This is a genomic window from Longispora albida DSM 44784 (assembly GCF_000379825.1).
GTDB lineage: Bacteria > Actinomycetota > Actinomycetes > Mycobacteriales > Micromonosporaceae > Longispora > Longispora albida.
On record NZ_KB903834.1, the window covers coordinates 170591 to 189511 of the forward strand.

Genomic DNA, 18921 nt, shown 5'->3' on the forward strand with positions numbered 1-18921 from the left:
TGTCAGTTGCCGTCGGCAACGCCGGAGATGAAGTTACCCACCCCGTCGAACACCTCGCCGATCGTGTTACCAATCGAGCCCACCACGTTGGCGGCGTCCTCCGACCGGTAGACGACGAAGAAGACCAGGAAGATCAGCGCGCCCCACTTGAGAACATTCTTCATGGCGAGAATTCCCCTCCCCACTGACTTGCCGCGGCGTTACCCAGAGTATCAGTTACTAGTCTCACGGTGAATGTCTACACACGAACTTCAAGCCTCCCCATGAAGATACGGGGACGGGGCTCCGAAAACGAGTGCACTGGGGACCGAGTCGGCGAGGTCGTGCAGCCCCACGTCCTCCACCAGCAGGTATCCAGCACTCGCAGGCCAGGTCACAGCATAGATCCAGCAACCATTGGCCTCGCCAGCGTGCACGCTGCGATCCGGCGGCGAAGGCACCAGCCACAGTGGAGCTGGATGCCCGCCGATGGTCACGTGCGCGTGCGGCTGCGACTCGGCCAGCCCAGGTCCGGGATCGACCCCCGTCAAACCGGCGAACCGGCTTCCCAATCCGACACCAGGCTCCTCGGCCACGAGCACGACATCGGCCGGACCACTCTCGAGCGGACCCGGACCGCTGCACGCGACGGCTGTCGCCCGGGCACCGGTGCGTTCGTCACCAGCCCAGCCGACACCCGTCACCATCCAGGCCGGCAACAGGGGCCAGAGGCACCACAATGGCACCCGGCTCCTGCCTCGCACCGTGGCCAGCACCGCGGCGTTGATATGTGCTGGCGCGCGGTACGGGGACACCGGACCGTGGTGAGCGCACCGCCAGTCAGAGTGCATCAGGTCCGGTGGCCGTACGGGGCCCCCGCACCGCGGGCAGCTGGCCGCGACGCTCACGAGACTCAGATTACGACAAATTGGGGAACTGAAACCCGTTATCAAGTACTCATTCACGCGGTGGCGTGCTGGCGTATCCAGGCGTGCATGGCGATTCCGCTGGCCACGCCGGCGTTGATCGAGCGGGTCGAGCCGTACTGGGCGATCGAGCAGACCAGGCTGACCGCCTCGCGGGCCGGCTCGGACAGGCCCGGTCCTTCCTGGCCGAAGAGCATCAGGCAGCGGCGGGGCAGGCCGGTCGTCTCCAGCGGTACGCAGCCGGGCAGGTTGTCGATGCCGATGATCGGCAGGTTCTCCTCCGCCGCCCAGGACAGCAGGTCCTCGATCGTCGGGTGGTGGAAGACGTGCTGGTAACGGTCGGTGACCATCGCCCCGCGCCGGTTCCACTTCTTCTTGCCGACAATGTGGACGGCCTTGGCGAGGAACGCGTTGGCCGTGCGGACCACGGTGCCGATATTGAGGTCGTGCTGCCAGTTCTCGATGGCGACGTGGAAGTCGTGGCGGCGGGTGTCGAGGTCGGCGACGATGGCTTCCCTCGTCCAGTAGCGGTACTGGTCGACGACGTTGCGGCGGTCGCCGTCCGCCAGGAGCTCCGGGTCGTAGCGGGGGTCTTCCGGCCACGGGCCCAGCCAGGGGCCGACGCCGACTTCGAGCTCGTCGGGGTTCACGAGCCGGCCACAGCCGTCATGAAGCGGGCGATGGTGGTCAGCTCCTCGTCGGAGAACTGACTCAGCACGGTGAAGAGGTTCTGGCCCTTCTCTGCGTACATCGGGGCCATGACCTTGGCGACCTGCTCGTCGTCGCGGGACACGATGACCTTGCGCCGGTCGTCGGGTGCCCGGTCACGGCGGACGAAGCCGGCCTTCTCCAGCCGGTCGATCACGCCGGTGACCGTGCCGGTGGTCAGGCCGCTGAGCTCGGCGAGCCGGCCGGGAGTGAGCGGGCCGTGCACCTCCAGCAGGGTCATGAACTGGCTGTCACTCGGCCCCAGGCCCAGCTTCTCCGCGACCTCGTGGCTGAACAGCAGCGCGTCGGCGATGACACGCTGCGTCGCGGCCAGCACGGCCCATTCGGTTTCCGCTCTCGACACGATTCCTCGTTTCACCTAATATCTTTGTTGAGCGAGATAGTTGCCCACCCGAGAAACATTAGCCCCCGGGAGTACCAGATGATCAGCTCAGCCCTCATTATCGGCGGCGGGATCGCCGGGCCGGTGACCGCGATGGCCCTCCAGCAGGCCGGCATCGCCGCCACAGTGTTCGAGGCGTACGGCGGGCGGGCCGACGGGGTCGGCGGAGCGCTGAACATCGCGCCGAACGGGATAAACGCACTCCGGCTGCTCGGGGCGGACGGGGTGGTGGCCGAGGCCGGGTTCCCGACGGCGCGGATGGTGATGCAGAACGCGAACGGGAAGGTGCTCGGCGACATGGCGGCCCTGCCCGGCCTGCCGATCGGCCAGACCGTCGCCCGCGCGGATCTCTACGCCGCGCTCATGGCGGAGGCGGAGCGCCGGGGCATCGACGTGCGGTACGGGAAGCGGTTCGTGTCCGCTGTGGAGGGTGCGGGCGGGGTGACGGCGACGTTCGCGGACGGCACCAGTGCGAGTGGCGACATTCTGGTGGGCGCGGACGGCATCCGGTCGGCCGTGCGGGCCGTGATCGATCCGGGCGCGCCGGGGCCCCGGTACACGGGACTGCTGGGTTTCGGGGGTTGGGTGCCGGATTCCGAGCTGGCCAGTACCAAGGACGCAATGCACTTCGTTTTTGGCAGGAAGGCCTTCTTCGGCTACCAGGTGCTGGACAACGGCCTGGCCGGATGGTTCGCCAATCTGCCGCGCAAGCAGCCGCTGAGCGGGCCTGAGGCCCGGGCGATCCCGGCCGCGGAATGGCTGGGCACCCTGCGTGAGCTCTACCGGGGTGACGACTCCCCCGCCGTGCACCTGCTGAACAAGCAGCGGCCGGAGGATCTGGTCACCACGGGCGCGATGGAGGACATCCCGACCGTGCCGGTCTGGCACCGTGGCCGGATGGTGCTGGTCGGCGACTCGGCGCACGCCACGTCGCCGAGCTCGGGGCAGGGGGCGTCGCTGGCCGTGGAGAGCGCGGTCGAGCTGGCCAGGTGCCTGCGGGACCTGGGTGATCACGGCAGGGCGTTCGCGGCGTACGAGGGGCTGCGGCGGGCCCGGGCCGAGAAAGTGATCAGGAATGCCGAGCGGGTGAACAACGACAAGGCGGCAGGTCCCGTCGGCCGGGTGATCCGCGACCTCATGTTCCCGCTCGCGATGCGGACGTTCTACTCGCCGGAGAAGATGTTCGGCTGGCTGCACCGGCACGAGATTCCCTGGGAGCAGCCCGTGCGGGCCGCCTAGCCGATACCGTGACGAAAGGGACCCAACTTGGGAGGTGGCCGGGATGACGGCGATCGCTGCTGTCGGGCTGTACGCCGACCTCGACCGGCTGGCCTCCGAGGTGTCCGAGCAGGTCGTCGCCTGGCGGCACGACCTCCACGCCCACCCGGAACTGTCCAATCGCGAGACTCGCACGGCCGCGCTGGCCGCCGCGCACCTGAGGTCACTCGGGCTCGACGAGGTCCGGGAGGGCATCGCCGGGCACGGCGTCGTCGGGGTACTACGGGGCGGACAGCGCGGCCGTCGGGTCGTCGCGCTCCGGGCCGACACCGACGCGCTGCCGGTACGGGACGAGTCTGGGGTGCCGTTCGCGTCCACAGTGGTGGATGCCGAGTATCCCGGCGGGCCGTTCCCGGTGTCCCATGCCTGCGGTCACGACTGTCACACGGCGATGCTGATGGGTGCGGCGACCGTACTCGCCGGAGTGCGGGAGCACCTGCCCGGCACCGTGCTGTTCGTGTTCCAGCCCGCCGAGGAGGGGCCGCCGGTCACCGAGGACGGCGGAGCGGCGGCCATGCTCGCCGCCGGAGCGCTCGCCGATCCCGAGCCGACGATGGTCTTCGGGATGCACGTCGGGCCGCTGCCGAAGGGACACGTCGGCTACCGGACCGGCAACCAGTTCGCCGCGTCGACGCTGGTCAAGGTGGTGGTGCACGGGCAGCAGGTGCACGGCTCCACGCCCTGGCTCGGCGCGGACCCGATGCCAGCCGCCGCGGCGATCATCACCGGGTCCGCCCAGCTCTACCGGCAGCTACCCGCCTACAACCCGATGACGATCTCCTTCGGGCATGTGGAGGACGTGGGCCGGTTCAACATCATCGGGGAGTCGGTCATGCTGTGGGGCACGATCCGCTGCTCCGCCGAGACCGACATGGCCGAGGTCAAGGACAGGCTGCGGCACCTTGCCCAGCACCAGGCACAGACCTTCGGGTGTACCGCCAGCGTGGCCTTCCTCCAGGACGTCCCGGCCGTCCGCAACACCCCGGAGTGGGTCAGCGCCGGGCTGCCGACGCTGCGGCGGGTGGCCGGGGGAGCACGGGTGGCAGAGACGCCGCCGACGCTCGGGGGCGACGACATCTCGGTCTTCGTCAGCCGGTACGGCGGGCTGTATGTCCTGCTGGGAGTGCAGGACACGGCGTTCGAGGGTGACCGGCTCGTCCCGGTACCCGGCGGCCGGGGCGTGGTAGCCAACCACAACCCCGGTTTCTACGCCGACGACGACAGCCTGGTGGTCGGCGTGCGGCTGCACGCGCACGTGGCGATGGACCACCTGACCGGCGTGCTGGACATCGCCCGGCGACCCTAGATCGTGGGACCCCTCATGCTGCTATAGCAGCATGAGGGGTCCCAGAACACTCAGCTCAGGGCGGCGTCGAGTTGTTCGAGGAAGCGGCGCTCGGCCGGGGTCACGCGCTCGCCCCCGAGGCCGATGAAGCCTCCGGACTTGGCAGCCTCGGCGACAGTGCCGGCGATCCGGCCGATCCAGATCCGGTACGCGATGGCGTCCTCGGGCTCGGCCTTCGCCGCGAGCACCACTGCGGCGCGGCGGGCCCGGGTGAGCACCTCGGTCAGCCCGCGTTCGGGATTGTTGAACACCTCGGCGGCCGGCAGCTCGTCGGACTCCGGGTCGGACTCCTTGAGGAACAGCTCGGCGTAGACGGCGCGGACCAGCGGGCTGTCGTCGATCTGCCCGGCCTGGATGCCAGCGTGCCCGGCCATGCCCTCGGTGACCGTCCGGCGCGGGTTGTCGGCCTGGGCCGTCGTCGCGGCGATCACCACCGAGCGGGGCAGGTCGACCAGCAGGTCCCACTCGTCGCCACTGTAGAGATCACGCATGATGTCCCTCCCCCAATGTCCTGAAATCTCAGGATAGGAGAGCGACGAGATCGACACGCCGGCGAGAACCACTCCGTTCCGCCGGCTTCTTCGGGACTACTCCGCCGCGGCCGGCTTCTTCGGGACCATCACCTTGCGGCGGAACACGCAGACCATCGTCCCGTGCTGGTTGAAGCCCTTGGTCTCGACGTAGACCACGCCACGGTCCGGCTTGGAGCTGGACTCCTTGACCTCCAGGACGGTGGTCTCGCCGTACAGCGTGTCGCCGTGGAAGGTCGGCGCGACGTGCTTGAGCGACTCGACCTCAAGGTTCGCGATCGCCTTGCCGGACACGTCGGCCACGGACATGCCGAGCAGCAGGGAGTAGATGTAGTTGCCGACCACCACGTTCTTGCCGAACTCCGTCGACGTCTCCGCGTAGTGGGCGTCGATGTGCAGCGGGTGGTGGTTCATGGTCAGCAGGCAGAACAGGTGATCGTCGTACTCGGTGATCGTCTTGCCGGGCCAGTGCTTGTAGACCGCGCCGACCTCGAACTCCTCGAAGTACCTGCCGAACTGCATGGGTGGCTCCCTGGGTTTACGCCGAGTCTGTTACTCGCGGGTAGCATACCCCGGACATTTACCCCGTAAATAGCAACGAGCGGCGAGGTTTTGAAACACCCGCCGCCCGCGCTCTGGTTGTGCGGTAGATCTTCGCCGCCGCAAGCGGATTTACGCTGTGACCTGGGCCATAGTTATGCAACCGTGGCCAGGCATCGACCGAAAGGATTACGTGCCGGCTGGCCGTCCGTCCGGCCAGAAATGGCACATGTCAGACTTTTGCGATGCAACGCCTCAGCCCGGCCGGGCGGCGGACGCGGCTGGCCGCCACCGGCGCCGGGGCCGCGCTCCTCCTGCTCGGCAGCCTGCTCGGCCAGGACGACGCCTTCCCCTTCGGCCCCATGCGGATGTACGCGACCACGGACCGGCTCGACGCCCCGATCAGGGACACCCGGGTCGAGGCCGTCGACGCGGCTGGCCGGGCCGTCACCCTCACGGAACGTAACACCGGGTTCCGGCGGGCCGAAGTGGAGGGTCAGCTCGGGCGCAACACCGCGATGCTGCCGGCCCTCGCGGAGGCGTACGCGCGACGGCAGCCGGGCGAGCCCTCGCTGGACCGGATCAGCGTCGTCGTCCGGTGGCACGAGCTGCGCGGCGGGCGGCCGACAGGCCAGTACCGGGAGGAAACGGTGGTCACATGGTCCGGGCGGTGACCTCGCGGCTGGGTTCGTGGCTGACAGCGCCGGTGCCGCTCGGGCGGCTGGCCGTCTTCCGGGCGATCGTCTACGTGTTCGTCGCCGCCGACCTGGTGCACTTCACCGGCTGGGTGCGCGGGCACGCCGACCTGCCGGCCGAGCTCTACCAGCCGCTCCTGATCGGACGGATCCTGCCGCTGCCCACACCGGGCCCGTGGCTGGCCTGGGGCGTCTTCTGGGGCCTGATCGCCGTTTCCCTCGCCGCCGCCACCGGCCGCGCGCCACGTCTGCTCGGCTGGACAGTCTTCATCCTGTACGCCGAGTGGATGATCATCGCCATGAGCTACGGCAAGGTCGACCACGACCGGCTGGGCCTGCTCGTCGCGCTGGCGGCCCTGCCCGTGGCCGGACGGGCCAGGTTCGGCTCGGCGGAACTGTCCGAACCGGCCGGCTGGACACTGCGGGTCACCCAGCTCGCCGTGATCGCCACGTACTTCCTCGCCGCGACAGCCAAGCTCCGCTTCGGCGGGCTGGAATGGGTGACCGGCGCGACACTGACCCGCGCGGTGCTCCGGCGCGGCGCGTTCGGCTGGCTCGCGTCCGTACCCGGGGTGCTGGTGGCCAGCCAGTTCGGGATCATGCTCTTCGAGCTGTGCAGCCCGGTGGTGTTCTTCGTCCGGGAGCGCCTGCGGTACCTGATGGTCGCCGGCTTCTACGTCTTCCACCTGGTCGTCTTCGCGACCGTGACGATCACCTTCCTCCCGCACCAGGTCGCGATGAGCAGCTTCCTGCCGCTGGAGCGGGCCGCAGCGTGGTTCAGAGGCAGGGTTCCTTACAGGGCAACTAAGCTGCCCGGATGCCCTACGGACCGCTCAAGCTCATCGCAGGACCAGCATTCCGGCTCTACTGCCGTCCCCGGGTGACCGGGCTGGAACACCTGCCGGCCACCGGTCCCGCCCTGCTCGCCTCCAACCACCTCGGCACCATCGACCCGATCATCCTGCCGGCCCTGATGCCGCGCCGGGTCACGTTCGTGGCCAAGTCGGAGTACTTCGCCGATGGCAAGCTCACCGGGAAGCTGCTGCGGGCACTCGGCCAGCTCCCCGTCGAACGCCGGGCCTCCAGCGCTGCCACGGCAGCCCTCGACGCCGCCCTCGACGTGCTGCGGGCAGGCGAGGTCTTCGGCATCTACCCCGAGGGCACCCGCTCCCCAGACGGCAGGCTCTACCGGGGCAAGGTCGGCGTCGGCTGGCTGGCCCTCGCCTCCGGCGCGCCCGTCATCCCGGTCGGCATGATCGGCAGCGACAAGGTACTGCCGCGCGGCTCCGTCCTGCCCCGCCCGGTCCGCGTGGAGATCCGCCTCGGCGCCCCGGTACCGGTGAGCGGCGACCCGTCCAGCCCCAAGGACCGGCGGGCCGCCACCGACCAGATCATGGACGCGATCGCGGCCCTGACCGGCCAGGAAAGAGTCGCCGGATACGCCCCCACTGAGAAGCGATCCTGACCCCTCCGCCGTTTCTTCCAGCCTGGCCGCTGCCGGGCTGACCGTGAAGCGCCGGCAGAGTCTTCCGGAAACGGCGGCCAGGCACGGGTTGGGTAGGTTGGCCCCGGTTCGCTTTGCGTGGAGGCCCCCTCGGGGCCGGAGCGCAAAGGGAACCTGTTCAAGGGGCCAGCCTGCCCGACCCCGGCTAGCGCTGCGCCTGCGGCAGTGAGCAGGCCGGGGTACCGCCGGGCATGCGGTGGCGGTTGCGGGCAGTCCAGCGGTAGGCCGGCCAGGCCAGGGCGAGGACGGGGCGGAGCGCGAGCAGGTACCCGGCGGGGCGCCAGACGGGCCGGGAGACCTTCAGCAGCTCCGCGATGGCCGCAGGCCCCGAGGCGACCCGGCCGCCGCCTACCCATTGGACGGCCTCGTCGGCCTGCTCGGTGGTCAGGCCGAGGCTGGCGAGATCGGTGAACTGCCACGGGACGACCCGGGCTTGCGGGCGCAGCCTGCGTTCGATGAAACGCGCGCACGCTGAGCAGAAGGCACAGTCCCCGTCGTACACGAAAGTGGGTTTCACCCGGCCATTCTCCCCCAGCGGCGCGGGGAGCGCAGACCTGTGCATGTGAGTGGACACTTTCTCGAACATGTGTTCTATTAGACGCATGCGCTGGAGCCATCTGCAAGCCGAGGCCACACAGTCCGCCGACGGCGAACTCCCCCTCCACCTGCCCGATTCCGCCGTGCGCACCTTCGAGACCCCCGGGTTTGCCGGGATGACCTTCTATGAGATCCGGGCCAAGTCGATCGTCAACAAGGTGTCCGGAGAGTCCGATGTGCCCTTCCAGTGGACCGTCAACCCCTATCGCGGCTGCTCACACGCCTGCGTCTACTGCCTCGACGGCGACACGCCGATCCTGATGGCCGACGGCAGGCACCGCAGGCTCGCCGACCTCCAGGCCGGCGACGAGATCTACGGCACCGAGCGCCAGGGCAACTACCGGCGGTATGTCACCACCACCGTGCTGGACCACTGGATCTCCGTGAAGCCAGCATTCCGGGTGACGCTGGCCGACGGCACGAGCATCGTCGCCAGCGGCGACCACCGGTTCCTGACCGAGCGCGGGTGGAAGCACGTCACCAACGCCGACCCCGGCCACGGCAAGCGCCCCCACCTGACCACCAGCAACAAGCTGATGGGCACCGGTCAGTTCGCGCCGCCGCCCGAGCAGACCGACGAGTACCGGCTGGGGTACATGGCGGGGATGGCCAGGGAGAGCCAGGGCTCCGGTTCCGGTTTCCGGCTGGTGATCCCCGAGGCGGAGGCCGTGGACCGGATGCAGGAGTTCCTGGCGCACTTCGGCGTGCCCTCCGAGCGCGTGGCCCCGACGGCCAGCCGCCCCAAGGCCGGCGGCCTGCGGTCGCGCAGCCGGAGCGCCCAGGCGATGATCTCCAACCTGATCGCCTGGCCGGTCACGCCGAGCGACGACTGGTGCCTGGGCCTGCTCGCCGGGATCTTCGACGCCGCCGGCAGCTACGGCCGGGGCATCCTGCGGATCCCGACCGCCGACAAGGACCTGGTCGACGCGATCGAGCTGTCCCTGGAGCGCTTCGAGTTCGACTTCGTCATCGAGGACCGGGGCTTCGCCTGCTTCCGGCTGCTCGGCGGGCTGCGCGAGCACCTGCGCTTCTTCCACGGCACCGACCCGGCGATCACGGCGAAGTGGACGATCGAGGGCACCGCGCTGAAGTCCAACGCGCCGCTCGGGATCGTCTCGATCGAGCCGGTCGGCCAGCGCCAGCTCTACGACATCACCACCGGCACCGGCGACTTCATCGCGAACGGCGTCGTCAGCCACAACTGCTTCGCGCGCGGGACCCACCAGTACCTGGATCTCGATGCCGGGCTCGACTTCGACCAGCGGATCGTGGTGAAGACCAACGCTCCGGAGCTGCTCCGCCGCGAGCTGGCCGCGCCGAAATGGCGGGGCGCGCACATCGCGATGGGCACCAATGTGGACTGTTACCAGCGGGCGGAGGGCAAGTACCTGCTCATGCCCGGCATCATCGAGGCGCTCCGTGACTTCCGGAATCCGTTCTCGATCCTCACCAAGGGCACGCTGATCCTCCGCGACCTGGAACTGCTCCGGGAGGCCGCCGAGGTCACCTCGGTCAGCATCGCGGTCTCCGTCGGGTTCACCGACCCGGCGATGTGGCGGGCGGTCGAGCCCGGCGCGCCCAGCCCGAACCGGCGGCTCGACGTGGTCAGGGCGCTGACCGACGCCGGGCTGGCGGTGAGCGTGCTGATGGCCCCGGTGCTGCCGGGGCTCACCGACTCGGCGGAGGAGATCGAGCACACCGTCGCCGCCATCGCCTCGGCCGGGGCGGTGAGCATCACGCCGCTCGCCCTGCACCTGCGGCCGGGCGCCCGGGAGTGGTTCATGGCCTGGCTGGCCCGCGAGCATCCCGGGCTGGTGGAGGTCTACAAGCGGCTGTATGGCCCCGGTTCGTACCTGCCGAAGGGGTATCAGCGGGAGCTGACCGCCCGGGTCCGTTCCGCTGCCCGCCGGCACGGGATCGACCCCGGCGGGACGGGCCGGGCTCGCCGGCTGCCGGCGTCGATCTCCGAGGGCCGGGCGGCACAGGAGGCCGCGTCCCTGACAGAGATGCCGGCAGTACTGAGCCCTGCCGGGGCTGGGAGCACTCAGCTCACGCTGCTGTAGCCGCTGGGGCTTCGCCGGGTCACGTAGACGGCACTCGGGCCTGCGTCGGCCGGGTCGCCGGATTCGAGGTCACGGATGCCGTCGAGCAGGTAGCCGGCCTTCTCCAGCGCGCGGCGAGAGGGGAAGTTGGCCGCCTGGGGTACGGCGACGACGGCTGTGATCTCCGGGTAACGGGTGAAGACGGTGGCCGTGAAGGCTCTGATGGCTGTGGAACCCAAGCCCCGGCCAGTCAGCGTGGGCTCGCCGATCAGGTAGTCCAGGCCGGCCGCGTCCGGGATGCCGACCGCGCGGTCCCAGTCCGGCTGGTCGGCATGCCGGTAGCGCTGGATCAGGCCAGCCGGGATGCTGTCCGCCTCGATCACGAAGCGTTCCACAGGGTGGGTGCCGTCGATCGACGGCCCGTACTTCGCCTCCAGGGCTGCCAGGGTGCCCGGCGACCCCGGCCACCACTCGAGGACGTGCGGCGTGGCCAGCCAGCGCAGCAGCGCGGGCAGGTCGGCCCTGGTCAGCGGCCGGAAGGTCACGTCGGCGGCGGGTTCGGTCATCCGACGAAGGTTGCCACGATCACCGACGCGGCGGGGGTCACCCGGACCTCGGCAGCCTTGAGCTGCGGATGGTCCATCCAGTGCAGGCGGGCGGTGTCCACCTCGGAGCCGTACATGGGGGGCCAGCCGGTCGACGGGGTGAAGTCGTCGATCACCAGCAGGCCGCCAGGCCGGAGCCAGCGAGCCGGGTCGAGCGGTGCCTCTGGGCCTCGCTGCCCGCCTTGCTTCGCGGCCCCGGGCAACTCGGCCGGTGGCTCCGACTTCTTGCCCTGGCCACCGCCGTCGAGGACGAGCAGGTCGAACGGGCCCTCGGCCTCCAGGAGCTTCCAGTCGCCGGAGAGCACCTCGGCCCTCGGCTCGGCCGCGAACACCCCGGCGGCCACCGCGGCCCGCTCGGCGTCCAGTTCCACGCTGACCAGGGCCGCCTGCGGGTGGGCGCCCGTGACCAGCCAGGCCAGGCCGACGCCGCAGCCGGTACCCGTCTCGCCGATCCGGCCGGGACCTACGCCCCTCGCGAGGACGCGCAGGAGTTCGCCGTGCTCCGGCAGGCAGGACAGCTCGAAGCCGGTGCGCCGGGACGCCTCGACAGCCGCCGCGACGAGGGGCGGGTAGTAGGTGGTGTCAGCCGAGTACTGATCGGTACCGAGTCGAGTCACGAAGTCCATTGTGTCCTGCGGTGCCATTCCCGCGCAGTACACGATGACGATTTTTGATCTTTGTTCTTGATCTAACGCGAGGTGGCCCGGTGAGCGGAAATCTGACAAGCAACGCAAGAGCCCGTGTACTGGTTGTACACGGGCTCTTGCGTTGCGCAGCTCAGATTTCCGCTCACCGGGTCGGCAGATACTCCTTGAGGAGGCCGCGGGAGATGATGGTCTTCTGGATCTCGGAGGTGCCCTCGCCGATCAGCAGGAACGGGGCCTCGCGCATCAGCCGCTCGATCTCGTACTCCTTGGCGTAGCCGTAGCCGCCGTGGATACGGAAGGCCTCCTGGACGATCTCGGCGCAATACTCGGAGGCGAGCAGCTTCGCCATGCCGGCCTCGACGTCGTTGCGCTGGCCGGAGTCCTTGAGCCGGGCCGCGTTGACCATGAGGGCGTGGGCCGCCTCGATCTTCGTGCCCATCTCCGCGAGCTTGAACGCGATCGCCTGGTGCTTGTAGAGCGGCTGGCCGAAGGTGTGGCGCTGCTGGGCGTAGCTGATCCCCAGCTCGAAGGCGCGGATCGAGATGCCGCAGGCGCGGGCGGCCACGTTGACCCGGCCGACCTCGATGCCGTCCATCATCTGGTAAAAGCCCTTGCCCGGCTCGCCGCCGAGCAGGGCGCTGTCGCCGACCACGTGCCCGTCGAGCAGGAGCTCTGTGGTCTCGACGCCCTTGTAGCCCATCTTCTCGATCTTGCCGGGGATGGTCAGGCCCGGGGCGGTCTCGCCGAAGCCGGGCTCCTTCTCCAGCAGGAAGGTCGACATGTTGCCGTAGGCGCTGTCCGCGCCCAGCTCGGTGCGGACCAGGGTGGCGATCACCGAGGAGTACGCGCCGTTGGTCAGCCACATCTTCTGGCCGTCGAGCTGCCAGCCGCCGTCGACCGGGACAGCCTTGGAGCGGATCGCCGCCACGTCGGACCCGCAGCCCGGCTCGGACATCGAGAACGCGCCGCGCACCTCGCCGGTCGCCATCCGGGGCAGCAGGCGGGCCTTCTGCTCCTCAGTACCGTGCTGCTGGAGCAGGTAGGCGACGATGAAGTGGGTGTTGACGATGCCGGAGACGCTCATCCAGCCCCGGGACAGTTCCTCGACGACGAGGGCGTAGGTCAGCAGCGACTCGCCGAGCCCGCCGTGCTCCTCGCCGATGGTCAGGCCGAACAGGCCCAGGTCGCGCATGCCCTGGACGATCTTCTCCGGGTACGTGTCGTCGTGTTCGAGCCGCTGGGCGTGCGGGATGACTTCCTTGTCCACGAACTCGCGCACTGTCGCGAGAATGTCGCGCTGGATCTCGGTCAGGTCGCGGGTCTGCGCGAGGCGGGACATGTTTCCTCCAGGGCCAAATCCGGTGGTACGCAGGCGTTACAGGGGCGGGCTCCGGCCGAGCCTTTGTTACTCGTGAGTATGAACGTTCGTTCAGTCGTGTGGGAGTGACAGTAATGTGACGCGGGTAACGCCTTGTATCCGACCACCCCGGGCCGCCCCGTGTCCTGGAATAGAGCCTGATCTCTCGGCAGCCGCCTTCCGCGTAGCCGTCCGCCGACTATGCGAGGGTGGCGCGGTACCGGTACCGTCTGCCGGGGAGAGGGAGGAAATCTCAGATGGCATATCCGCCGCACGACCCGAACAGCCCCCAGCAGCCCGGCTACGGGCAGCCCAGCGGCTATGACCAGGGCGGCTACCCGCAGTACGACCAGCCGTACAGCGCGCCGCCGAGCACCGGGGCGCCCTACGACCCGTACGCCCAGCAGCAGGGTTACGGCCAGCCGCCCGGCTACCAGCAGCCCTACGCCCAGCAGCCCTACGGCTATGCCCAGCCCGCGCGCGGCACGAACACGATGGCGATCCTCTCCCTGGTGTTCGCGTTCGTCTTCGCCCCGGTCGGCATCGTGCTCGGCCACATGGCCAAGAAGCAGATCGCGCAGACCGGCGAGGACGGCGACGGCCTGGCGACGGCCGGCCTGGTGTGCAGCTACATCTTCACGGGCCTCTGGGTGCTGACCTGCGTCTGCTACGGCTTCGGCATCCTGGCCGCGATCAGCGCGGACACCAGCTCGTACTAGGCATCGCTGTAGCCGCTGCGGCGAAGTCCGGGACCCCGTTCACTGGGGTCCCGGTCGCGTTTCAGCGGTGGTAGGCCGCTTCCCGGACGCTGTTGCCGCCGTCGACCACCAGGACCTGGCCGGTGACGTACGAGGAAGCCGGCATGCAGAAGAACGTGATCGCCGCGGCCACCTCCTCCGGCAGGCCCGGCCGGGCCATCGGCGTGTCGAGCCCGTGCCGCAGCTCCGCCACAGTGGACGACCCGGTGCGGATGGTGCCGGGCGCGACGGCGTTGACCGTGATGCCGTCGGCGACGAGTTCCATGGCGAGCGCGCGGGTCAGGCCGATCACGCCGGCCTTGGCAGCCGCGTAGGCGGCCTCCGCGGGCATCGCGTTGAGATAGCCGGCCGTGGCGGCCACGTTGACCACCCGGCCCCAGCCGCGCTCGGTCATCCCGGCGACGAAGGCCCGGCTGACCAGGAACGCCGTGCTCAGGTTCCGGTCGATCTCCGCGCGCCACTCGGAGTAGGTGAGCTGGGAGACCGGGCGGAACACCTCCGGGCTCGTCTTGCTCGCCAGGCCGGCGTTGTTCACGACGATGTCGACGTCGCCCAGCTGCTCGGCGACCGCGTCGGCGAGGCCTGCCACCTCCGCGTCGTCGGTCAGGTCGGCGACGAAGCCGTACGCGCCGATCTCCTGGCTGCGTTCGTGGATGCGTTTCGTGGTGGAGACGATGCCGACCTCTGCGCCCATCGCACGGAGCCGGGCCGCGGTGGCGAAGCCGATCCCGTCCGGGCTGCCTGCCCCGGTCACGAGCGCGATCTTGCCGTCGAGCCGGTCGGTGGTCGCCAAGGATGGTCCGGTGGCCGCCAGGGCCGCGGGCTGTACTGCCATGTCGTGATCCTGCCTGCTCGGCGGGTTCGCGGGCAACCACCACGGTGGTGAGTCGTGTGCCGGTGACATCAGACTTGCGGCGTATTGCCCCGCCGCCCCGGCGCGGTTACCGGGCAACGGGGGGTTACAGGGAGGCCATTGTTACCGAAATCGCTGCCGGGCGACACGAAAAGGGGATCACGCTCCGCTGGCCGGTGCCTCACCATCACTGGAATGAGTTACCAGCCCTACGGGCCGCCTCCGGCCAGGTACAACACGATGGCCATCGCCTCGCTGGTCACGTCGGCGATCAGCGTGATCCTCACCTGCGTCACCGGCGTGGGCGGGCTGCTCGGCATCGCCGGAGCGATCATGGGTCACGTCGCGCAGCGGCAGATCCGGCAGCGCAACGAGCAGGGCGAGGGCCTCGCGCTGTCTGGTGCGATCATCGGCTGGGTGATATTCGTGATCAGCGCCGTCATCCTGCTCCTGTTCGGGACGCTGATCCTGAAGTTCTGGACCGAGTGGGACCAGATGCAGGACGAGATGGACAACATGGGTGACCACCCGGATTGGTGAGAGGCGACCATGACGTACCCGTACGACCCCCAGCAGCCGGTCTCCGGCCAGCCGTACCCGCCGTACGGGTACTACGCCGCCCCGCCCCGCACCAACGGCCTGGCCATCGCCTCGATGATCGTCTCGATCGTCGCGATCGCCTTCTGTGCCGGCCTGCCCGGCATCGTCGGCGCGATCATGGGCCACGTCGCCAAGCGGCAGGTCAAGGAGCGCGGCGAGCAGGGTGACGGCTTCGCGCTGGCCGGCATCATCATCGGCTGGATCAGCTTCGGCATCTTCCTGCTGATCGTCGTGGTGTACGCCGTGCTGATCTACATCGGCATCAACTACGGCGACTCCAGCTCGTACGACGACGACTACGACTGGGACTAGGGTCTGTCCGGTAGAGAGCGGCCCGAGGCGGGCCGCTCTCTTTTCCCGTCGTCAGGCTGGCGGGGTGAAGGACGTGGTCCGGCTCAGGCCGGCCGCCCGGCCCTTGCCCGCGATGACCAGGGCCATCTTCCGGGACGCCTCGTCGATCATCTCGTCGCCGAGCATGACCGCGCCGAGCCGGCCGCCAGCCTCGGAGGTGTAGTACTCGTACGCGTCGAGGATCAGCTCCGCGTGGTCGTAGTCCCCCTGCGCCGGGGAGAACAGCTCGTTGGCGGCCTCGATCTGACCCGGGTGCAGCACCCACTTGCCGTCGTAGCCGAGGGCGGCGGAACGGCCGGCCACCCGGCGGAAGCCGTCCACGTCGCGGATCTGGAGGTACGGCCCGTCGATGACCTGGAGGTCGTTGGCGCGGGCCGCCATCAGCAGGCGGGACAGGGTGTAGTGGTAGGCGTCGCCGACGTCGTAGCCGGGCGGCTGCTCGCCGACCACGAGGGACTTCATGTTGATCGAGGCCATGAAGTCGGCCGGCCCGAAGATGATGGTCTCGACGCGGGGCGAGGCTGCCGCGATCTCGTCCACGTTGACCAGGCCACGGGCGTTCTCGATCTGGGCCTCGATGCCGATCTCGCCGACCGGCAGGCCGAGGGTCTTCTCCAGCTGGGTGAGCAGCAGGTCGAGCCACTGGACGTGCGCGGCGTACTGGACCTTCGGCAGCATGATCGCGTCGAGGTGGCCGCCGGCCCCCTCCACGATGTCGATCACGTCCCGGTACGTCCACTGGGTGGTGAGGTCGTTGACCCGGACGACGCGGGTCTTGCCCGCCCAGTCGCCCTCGGTCAGCGCCGCGACGACGTTCTTGCGCGCCTCGGCCTTGGCGAGCGGGGCCACCGAGTCCTCCAGGTCCAGGAAGACCTGGTCGGCGGGCAGGCCCTGGGCCTTGCCGAGCATCTTGGTGCTCGAGCCCGGCACGGCGAGGCAGGACCGGCGAGGACGTCCGTGTGCACCCATTGTTGTGTCTCGCTCTCTGGTTACCGAGTAGTAATAGCGGGAGGGTAGCGCCGCGCTCGATGCGCGCAGAACAGCCCTGTGGGAAATAGCACATCGCCACGCATCGGCCCCGCCCCCGGTACCAAAAATAGGGGGTGACCAAGCCGCATCTGCCCACCTACGCCGCACTGGCCGTCGGGATCGTCGCCGTGTCGGCCTCCGGGCCGATGATCGCCGCAGCCGCTGCACCCGCCCTGGCCATCGCATTCTGGCGCAACGCGATGGCGGTGGGTGTGCTGGCCCCAGTGGCCGGGGTGGTGCGGCGCGAGGAGCTGCGCGGGCTCGACCGGCGGGCGGTGCTGCTCTGCGTGCTGGCGGGTGTCGCGCTCGCCGCTCACTTCGCGACCTGGGTGCCCAGCGCGACCATGACCTCCGTGGCGACCGCGACCGCGCTGGCCACGACGCAGCCCATCTGGACGGGCCTGTTCGCCTTCGCCCGGGGTCAGAAGCTCGGGCGTGCGATGTGGCTGGGCATTTCCTTCGCTGTACTGGGGGCGGTGCTGGCCACCGGCGCCGACCTCAACGGCTCCGCCGAAGCGCTCGCGGGTGACGGGCTGGCGCTGCTCGGCGGCCTGTTCGCCGCGGTGTACGTGACCTTCGGCGAGCGGGTGCGGGCCGAGGTGAGCACGACGAGTTACACGCTGCTCTGTTACGGGGTGTGCGGGGCGGTACTGCTCGCCGTCTGTCTCCTGTGGAACGTGCAGCTCACCGGGTACACAGCCTCGACGTGGCTGCTGCTCGTGGCGCTGACGGCCGGGCCGCAGCTGCTCGGGCACTCGCTGTTCAACTTCGCGCTCAAGCGGGTGCAGGCGCACGTCCTGTCGGTGCTGATCCTGCTGGAGGTACCGGGCGCGGCGCTGCTCGGCTGGGCCTGGCTCGGCCAGGTACCCGGGCTGCTCGCACTACCCGGCCTCGTACTCCTGGTCGGCGGGATCGCCGTGGTGGTGCTCAGCGGGCGGTCGGCTGGCCGATAACGCGGAGTTCACCAGCTGGCTAGGCTTACCTTCCATGCCCCTTGCCGTCGTTTTCGACTTTTTCGGTACTCTGACCCGTCCTGTCAGCCGAGGTACGGAACACGCCAGGGTGGCCGCCATCCTCGGCGTCACCCCGCAGGCACTGGACACAGTGCTCGGTGAGACCTTCTACTCCCGGGCCACCGGCTCGATAGGCGAGCTGCCCGACGTCATCCGCTTCCTCGCCGGCCTGCTCGGCGTGACCGCCAGCCCGGCCCAGGTCGAGGCGGCCTGCGCGGCCCGCCTCGAGGTGCTGCGGCACGACGCCCAGCTCCGGGACGACACCCTGCCCACCCTGGCAGCCCTGCGGGAACGCGGGCTCCGGCTCGCCCTGGTCAGCGACTGCACCAACGAGCTGCCGCAGCTGTGGCCGGAGCTGGAGGTGTCGCGGTACTTCGACGCGACCGTCTTCTCGTACGCGATGGGGCTCTGCAAACCCGACCAGCTCATGTACAAGACGGCCTGCGAGGCTCTCGACGTGGCACCCGAGGACTGCCTCTACGTCGGCGACGGCGGCAGCAACGAGCTGACCGGGGCGCTGGCCGCCGGGATGCGCGCCGTCCGGCTGCTCGTACCCGGGCACCTGTCCTACAACGCGGAGACGGGCTGGCAGGGGCCGGTCGTCACCGGGCTGGCCGAGGTACTGGCACACTGTGACGCATGACTGAGCCGGATGCCGCGCCGGAAGCCCCAGCCCCCGCAGCCCCAGCCCTCGACCCGCTGATCGAGGAGGCGGCCAAGAAGGCTGCCGTCGCGTGGCTCGCCCCGGGCGGCGCCGTGTGGTGCCTGTGGTCGGAGGGCTCGCTGTACGTGATCAGCGGCCCGGGCGAGCAGCCGGCTCCCGGGCTCGCCGAGGCGCACGGGGTCACGGTCACGCTGCGTGGCGACCACGGCGGGCGGATCATCACCTGGCAGGCGCGGGCCGAGGCCGTCCGGCCGGGTACCGAGGCATGGGAGGCGATCGCCCCGCAGCTGGCCGCCAAGCGGCTCAACCTGCCCTCGGCCGAGGACACGGCCGGGCGCTGGGCGGAGACCTGTGTGCTGACCCGGCTGACGCCGACCGGTACGACCATCGCGCTCACCGACGAGTCGGGCGCGGCCGAGGCACCGGGCGGCGGCGTGTCCCGCCGGACGAAGACGCCGTTCCGGCTGCACCGCGTGAAGCGCCGCCACTGAGGGCCG

At 69.7% G+C, this 18921-nt stretch carries 24 protein-coding genes; 12 read left to right on the forward strand and 12 right to left on the reverse strand.

The genetic code is table 11. The features are described from left to right. Nucleotides 1-2: 2 nt before the first annotated feature. The 4 genes from A3G1_RS41185 to A3G1_RS0121295 all read right to left on the reverse strand — a co-directional run bounded on the left by A3G1_RS41185 (nucleotide 3) and on the right by A3G1_RS0121295 (nucleotide 1977). On the reverse strand, nucleotides 3-164 hold the full coding sequence (locus tag A3G1_RS41185) for a hypothetical protein (protein ID WP_018351510.1): 162 nt from the start codon (nucleotides 162-164) through the stop codon (nucleotides 3-5). A gap of 87 nt (nucleotides 165-251) precedes the next feature. Beyond that, the gene (locus A3G1_RS41835; RefSeq protein ID WP_342664502.1) at nucleotides 252-944 is read right to left on the reverse strand and encodes a DUF6758 family protein; all 693 of its coding nucleotides are present in this window, start codon (nucleotides 942-944) and stop codon (nucleotides 252-254) included. After that, nucleotides 941-1555: a TrmH family RNA methyltransferase gene (locus A3G1_RS0121290; RefSeq protein WP_018351511.1), complete on the reverse strand. Its 615-nt coding sequence runs from the start codon at nucleotides 1553-1555 to the stop codon at nucleotides 941-943. The genes A3G1_RS41835 and A3G1_RS0121290 overlap by 4 nt, the downstream gene beginning before the upstream one ends. After that, on the reverse strand, nucleotides 1552-1977 hold the full coding sequence (locus A3G1_RS0121295; protein ID WP_211216363.1) for a MarR family winged helix-turn-helix transcriptional regulator: 426 nt from the start codon (nucleotides 1975-1977) through the stop codon (nucleotides 1552-1554). Before A3G1_RS0121295 ends, A3G1_RS0121290 begins: the two co-directional genes overlap by 4 nt. Nucleotides 1978-2055: 78 nt before the next feature. Between A3G1_RS0121295 and A3G1_RS0121300 the strand changes: the two genes are divergently transcribed. Together A3G1_RS0121300 and A3G1_RS0121305 are read left to right on the forward strand one after the other, a co-directional pair. After that, nucleotides 2056-3255 (forward strand): FAD-dependent oxidoreductase, encoded by a 1200-nt coding sequence (locus tag A3G1_RS0121300; RefSeq protein WP_018351513.1) that lies wholly within the window; start codon nucleotides 2056-2058, stop codon nucleotides 3253-3255. A 43-nt stretch (nucleotides 3256-3298) separates the two neighbouring features. Further along, nucleotides 3299-4600 (forward strand): amidohydrolase, encoded by a 1302-nt coding sequence (locus tag A3G1_RS0121305; RefSeq protein ID WP_018351514.1) that lies wholly within the window; start codon nucleotides 3299-3301, stop codon nucleotides 4598-4600. A 50-nt stretch (nucleotides 4601-4650) separates the two neighbouring features. Here A3G1_RS0121305 and A3G1_RS0121310 read toward each other — a convergent pair whose 3' ends face one another. Together A3G1_RS0121310 and A3G1_RS0121315 are read right to left on the reverse strand one after the other, a co-directional pair. Then, nucleotides 4651-5130 (reverse strand): hypothetical protein, encoded by a 480-nt coding sequence (locus tag A3G1_RS0121310; RefSeq protein WP_018351515.1) that lies wholly within the window; start codon nucleotides 5128-5130, stop codon nucleotides 4651-4653. A 96-nt stretch (nucleotides 5131-5226) separates the two neighbouring features. Continuing rightward, nucleotides 5227-5691 (reverse strand): MaoC/PaaZ C-terminal domain-containing protein, encoded by a 465-nt coding sequence (locus tag A3G1_RS0121315; RefSeq protein WP_018351516.1) that lies wholly within the window; start codon nucleotides 5689-5691, stop codon nucleotides 5227-5229. A 263-nt stretch (nucleotides 5692-5954) separates the two neighbouring features. Between A3G1_RS0121315 and A3G1_RS0121320 the strand changes: the two genes are divergently transcribed. From A3G1_RS0121320 to A3G1_RS0121330, 3 genes are read left to right on the forward strand one after another with little or no spacing between them, the layout of a single operon-like run. Next, the gene (locus tag A3G1_RS0121320) at nucleotides 5955-6383 is read left to right on the forward strand and encodes a hypothetical protein (protein WP_018351517.1); all 429 of its coding nucleotides are present in this window, start codon (nucleotides 5955-5957) and stop codon (nucleotides 6381-6383) included. Beyond that, nucleotides 6368-7288 carry a hypothetical protein gene (locus A3G1_RS0121325; RefSeq protein ID WP_018351518.1) on the forward strand — a complete coding sequence of 307 codons (921 nt, stop codon included), beginning with the start codon at nucleotides 6368-6370 and terminating at the stop codon, nucleotides 7286-7288. Before A3G1_RS0121320 ends, A3G1_RS0121325 begins: the two co-directional genes overlap by 16 nt. Beyond that, nucleotides 7222-7869, forward strand: a complete 648-nt coding sequence (locus A3G1_RS0121330; RefSeq protein ID WP_026212361.1) for a lysophospholipid acyltransferase family protein — start codon at nucleotides 7222-7224, stop codon at nucleotides 7867-7869. The genes A3G1_RS0121325 and A3G1_RS0121330 overlap by 67 nt, the downstream gene beginning before the upstream one ends. A gap of 184 nt (nucleotides 7870-8053) precedes the next feature. Here the strand turns inward: A3G1_RS0121330 and A3G1_RS0121335 are convergent, their stop codons facing one another. Further along, nucleotides 8054-8425 (reverse strand): thiol-disulfide oxidoreductase DCC family protein, encoded by a 372-nt coding sequence (locus A3G1_RS0121335; protein ID WP_018351520.1) that lies wholly within the window; start codon nucleotides 8423-8425, stop codon nucleotides 8054-8056. A gap of 85 nt (nucleotides 8426-8510) precedes the next feature. On the opposite strand from A3G1_RS0121335, the gene A3G1_RS0121340 reads away from it, so the two are divergent. Further along, nucleotides 8511-10568, forward strand: a complete 2058-nt coding sequence (locus A3G1_RS0121340) for an intein-containing Rv2578c family radical SAM protein (RefSeq protein ID WP_018351521.1) — start codon at nucleotides 8511-8513, stop codon at nucleotides 10566-10568. Here the strand turns inward: A3G1_RS0121340 and A3G1_RS0121345 are convergent. From A3G1_RS0121345 to A3G1_RS0121355, 3 genes are all read right to left on the reverse strand, one after another. After that, the gene (locus A3G1_RS0121345; protein WP_018351522.1) at nucleotides 10550-11113 is read right to left on the reverse strand and encodes a GNAT family N-acetyltransferase; all 564 of its coding nucleotides are present in this window, start codon (nucleotides 11111-11113) and stop codon (nucleotides 10550-10552) included. The two genes, A3G1_RS0121340 and A3G1_RS0121345, sit on opposite strands and share 19 nt — an antisense overlap. Then, on the reverse strand, nucleotides 11110-11778 hold the full coding sequence (locus A3G1_RS0121350; protein ID WP_018351523.1) for an O-methyltransferase: 669 nt from the start codon (nucleotides 11776-11778) through the stop codon (nucleotides 11110-11112). Before A3G1_RS0121350 ends, A3G1_RS0121345 begins: the two co-directional genes overlap by 4 nt. Before the next feature lie 163 nt (nucleotides 11779-11941). Next, nucleotides 11942-13138, reverse strand: coding sequence for an acyl-CoA dehydrogenase family protein (locus tag A3G1_RS0121355; RefSeq protein ID WP_018351524.1), 1197 nt, complete (start codon nucleotides 13136-13138; stop codon nucleotides 11942-11944). A gap of 275 nt (nucleotides 13139-13413) precedes the next feature. Between A3G1_RS0121355 and A3G1_RS0121360 the strand changes: the two genes are divergently transcribed. Beyond that, on the forward strand, nucleotides 13414-13875 hold the full coding sequence (locus A3G1_RS0121360) for a DUF4190 domain-containing protein (RefSeq protein ID WP_018351525.1): 462 nt from the start codon (nucleotides 13414-13416) through the stop codon (nucleotides 13873-13875). 61 nt (nucleotides 13876-13936) lie between these two features. On the opposite strand, the gene A3G1_RS0121365 is transcribed toward A3G1_RS0121360, so the two are convergent. After that, on the reverse strand, nucleotides 13937-14749 hold the full coding sequence (locus A3G1_RS0121365; protein WP_018351526.1) for an SDR family NAD(P)-dependent oxidoreductase: 813 nt from the start codon (nucleotides 14747-14749) through the stop codon (nucleotides 13937-13939). 213 nt (nucleotides 14750-14962) lie between these two features. Here A3G1_RS0121365 and A3G1_RS36015 point away from each other — a divergent pair, with 213 nt between their 5' ends. Beyond that, nucleotides 14963-15307, forward strand: coding sequence for a DUF4190 domain-containing protein (locus A3G1_RS36015; protein WP_018351527.1), 345 nt, complete (start codon nucleotides 14963-14965; stop codon nucleotides 15305-15307). Between the two features lie 9 nt (nucleotides 15308-15316). Continuing rightward, complete coding sequence (locus tag A3G1_RS36020; protein WP_018351528.1) at nucleotides 15317-15679, forward strand: DUF4190 domain-containing protein; 363 nt, start codon at nucleotides 15317-15319, stop codon at nucleotides 15677-15679. 51 nt (nucleotides 15680-15730) lie between these two features. Here A3G1_RS36020 and A3G1_RS0121380 read toward each other — a convergent pair whose 3' ends face one another. Next, the gene (locus A3G1_RS0121380) at nucleotides 15731-16687 is read right to left on the reverse strand and encodes an HpcH/HpaI aldolase/citrate lyase family protein (RefSeq protein WP_026212364.1); all 957 of its coding nucleotides are present in this window, start codon (nucleotides 16685-16687) and stop codon (nucleotides 15731-15733) included. 134 nt (nucleotides 16688-16821) lie between these two features. On the opposite strand from A3G1_RS0121380, the gene A3G1_RS0121385 reads away from it, so the two are divergent. The 3 genes from A3G1_RS0121385 to A3G1_RS0121395 are packed head-to-tail and all read left to right on the forward strand — an operon-like array spanning nucleotide 16822 to nucleotide 18915. Continuing rightward, entirely contained in the window at nucleotides 16822-17700 is an 879-nt protein-coding gene (locus tag A3G1_RS0121385; protein WP_018351530.1) for a DMT family transporter, read from the forward strand. Nucleotides 17701-17734: 34 nt separating this feature from the next. Next, nucleotides 17735-18403 (forward strand): HAD family hydrolase, encoded by a 669-nt coding sequence (locus tag A3G1_RS0121390; RefSeq protein ID WP_026212365.1) that lies wholly within the window; start codon nucleotides 17735-17737, stop codon nucleotides 18401-18403. After that, a complete protein-coding gene (locus tag A3G1_RS0121395) occupies nucleotides 18400-18915 on the forward strand; it encodes a hypothetical protein (protein WP_018351532.1) in 516 nt (171 codons plus the stop codon). Before A3G1_RS0121390 ends, A3G1_RS0121395 begins: the two co-directional genes overlap by 4 nt. Nucleotides 18916-18921: the final 6 nt, after the last annotated feature.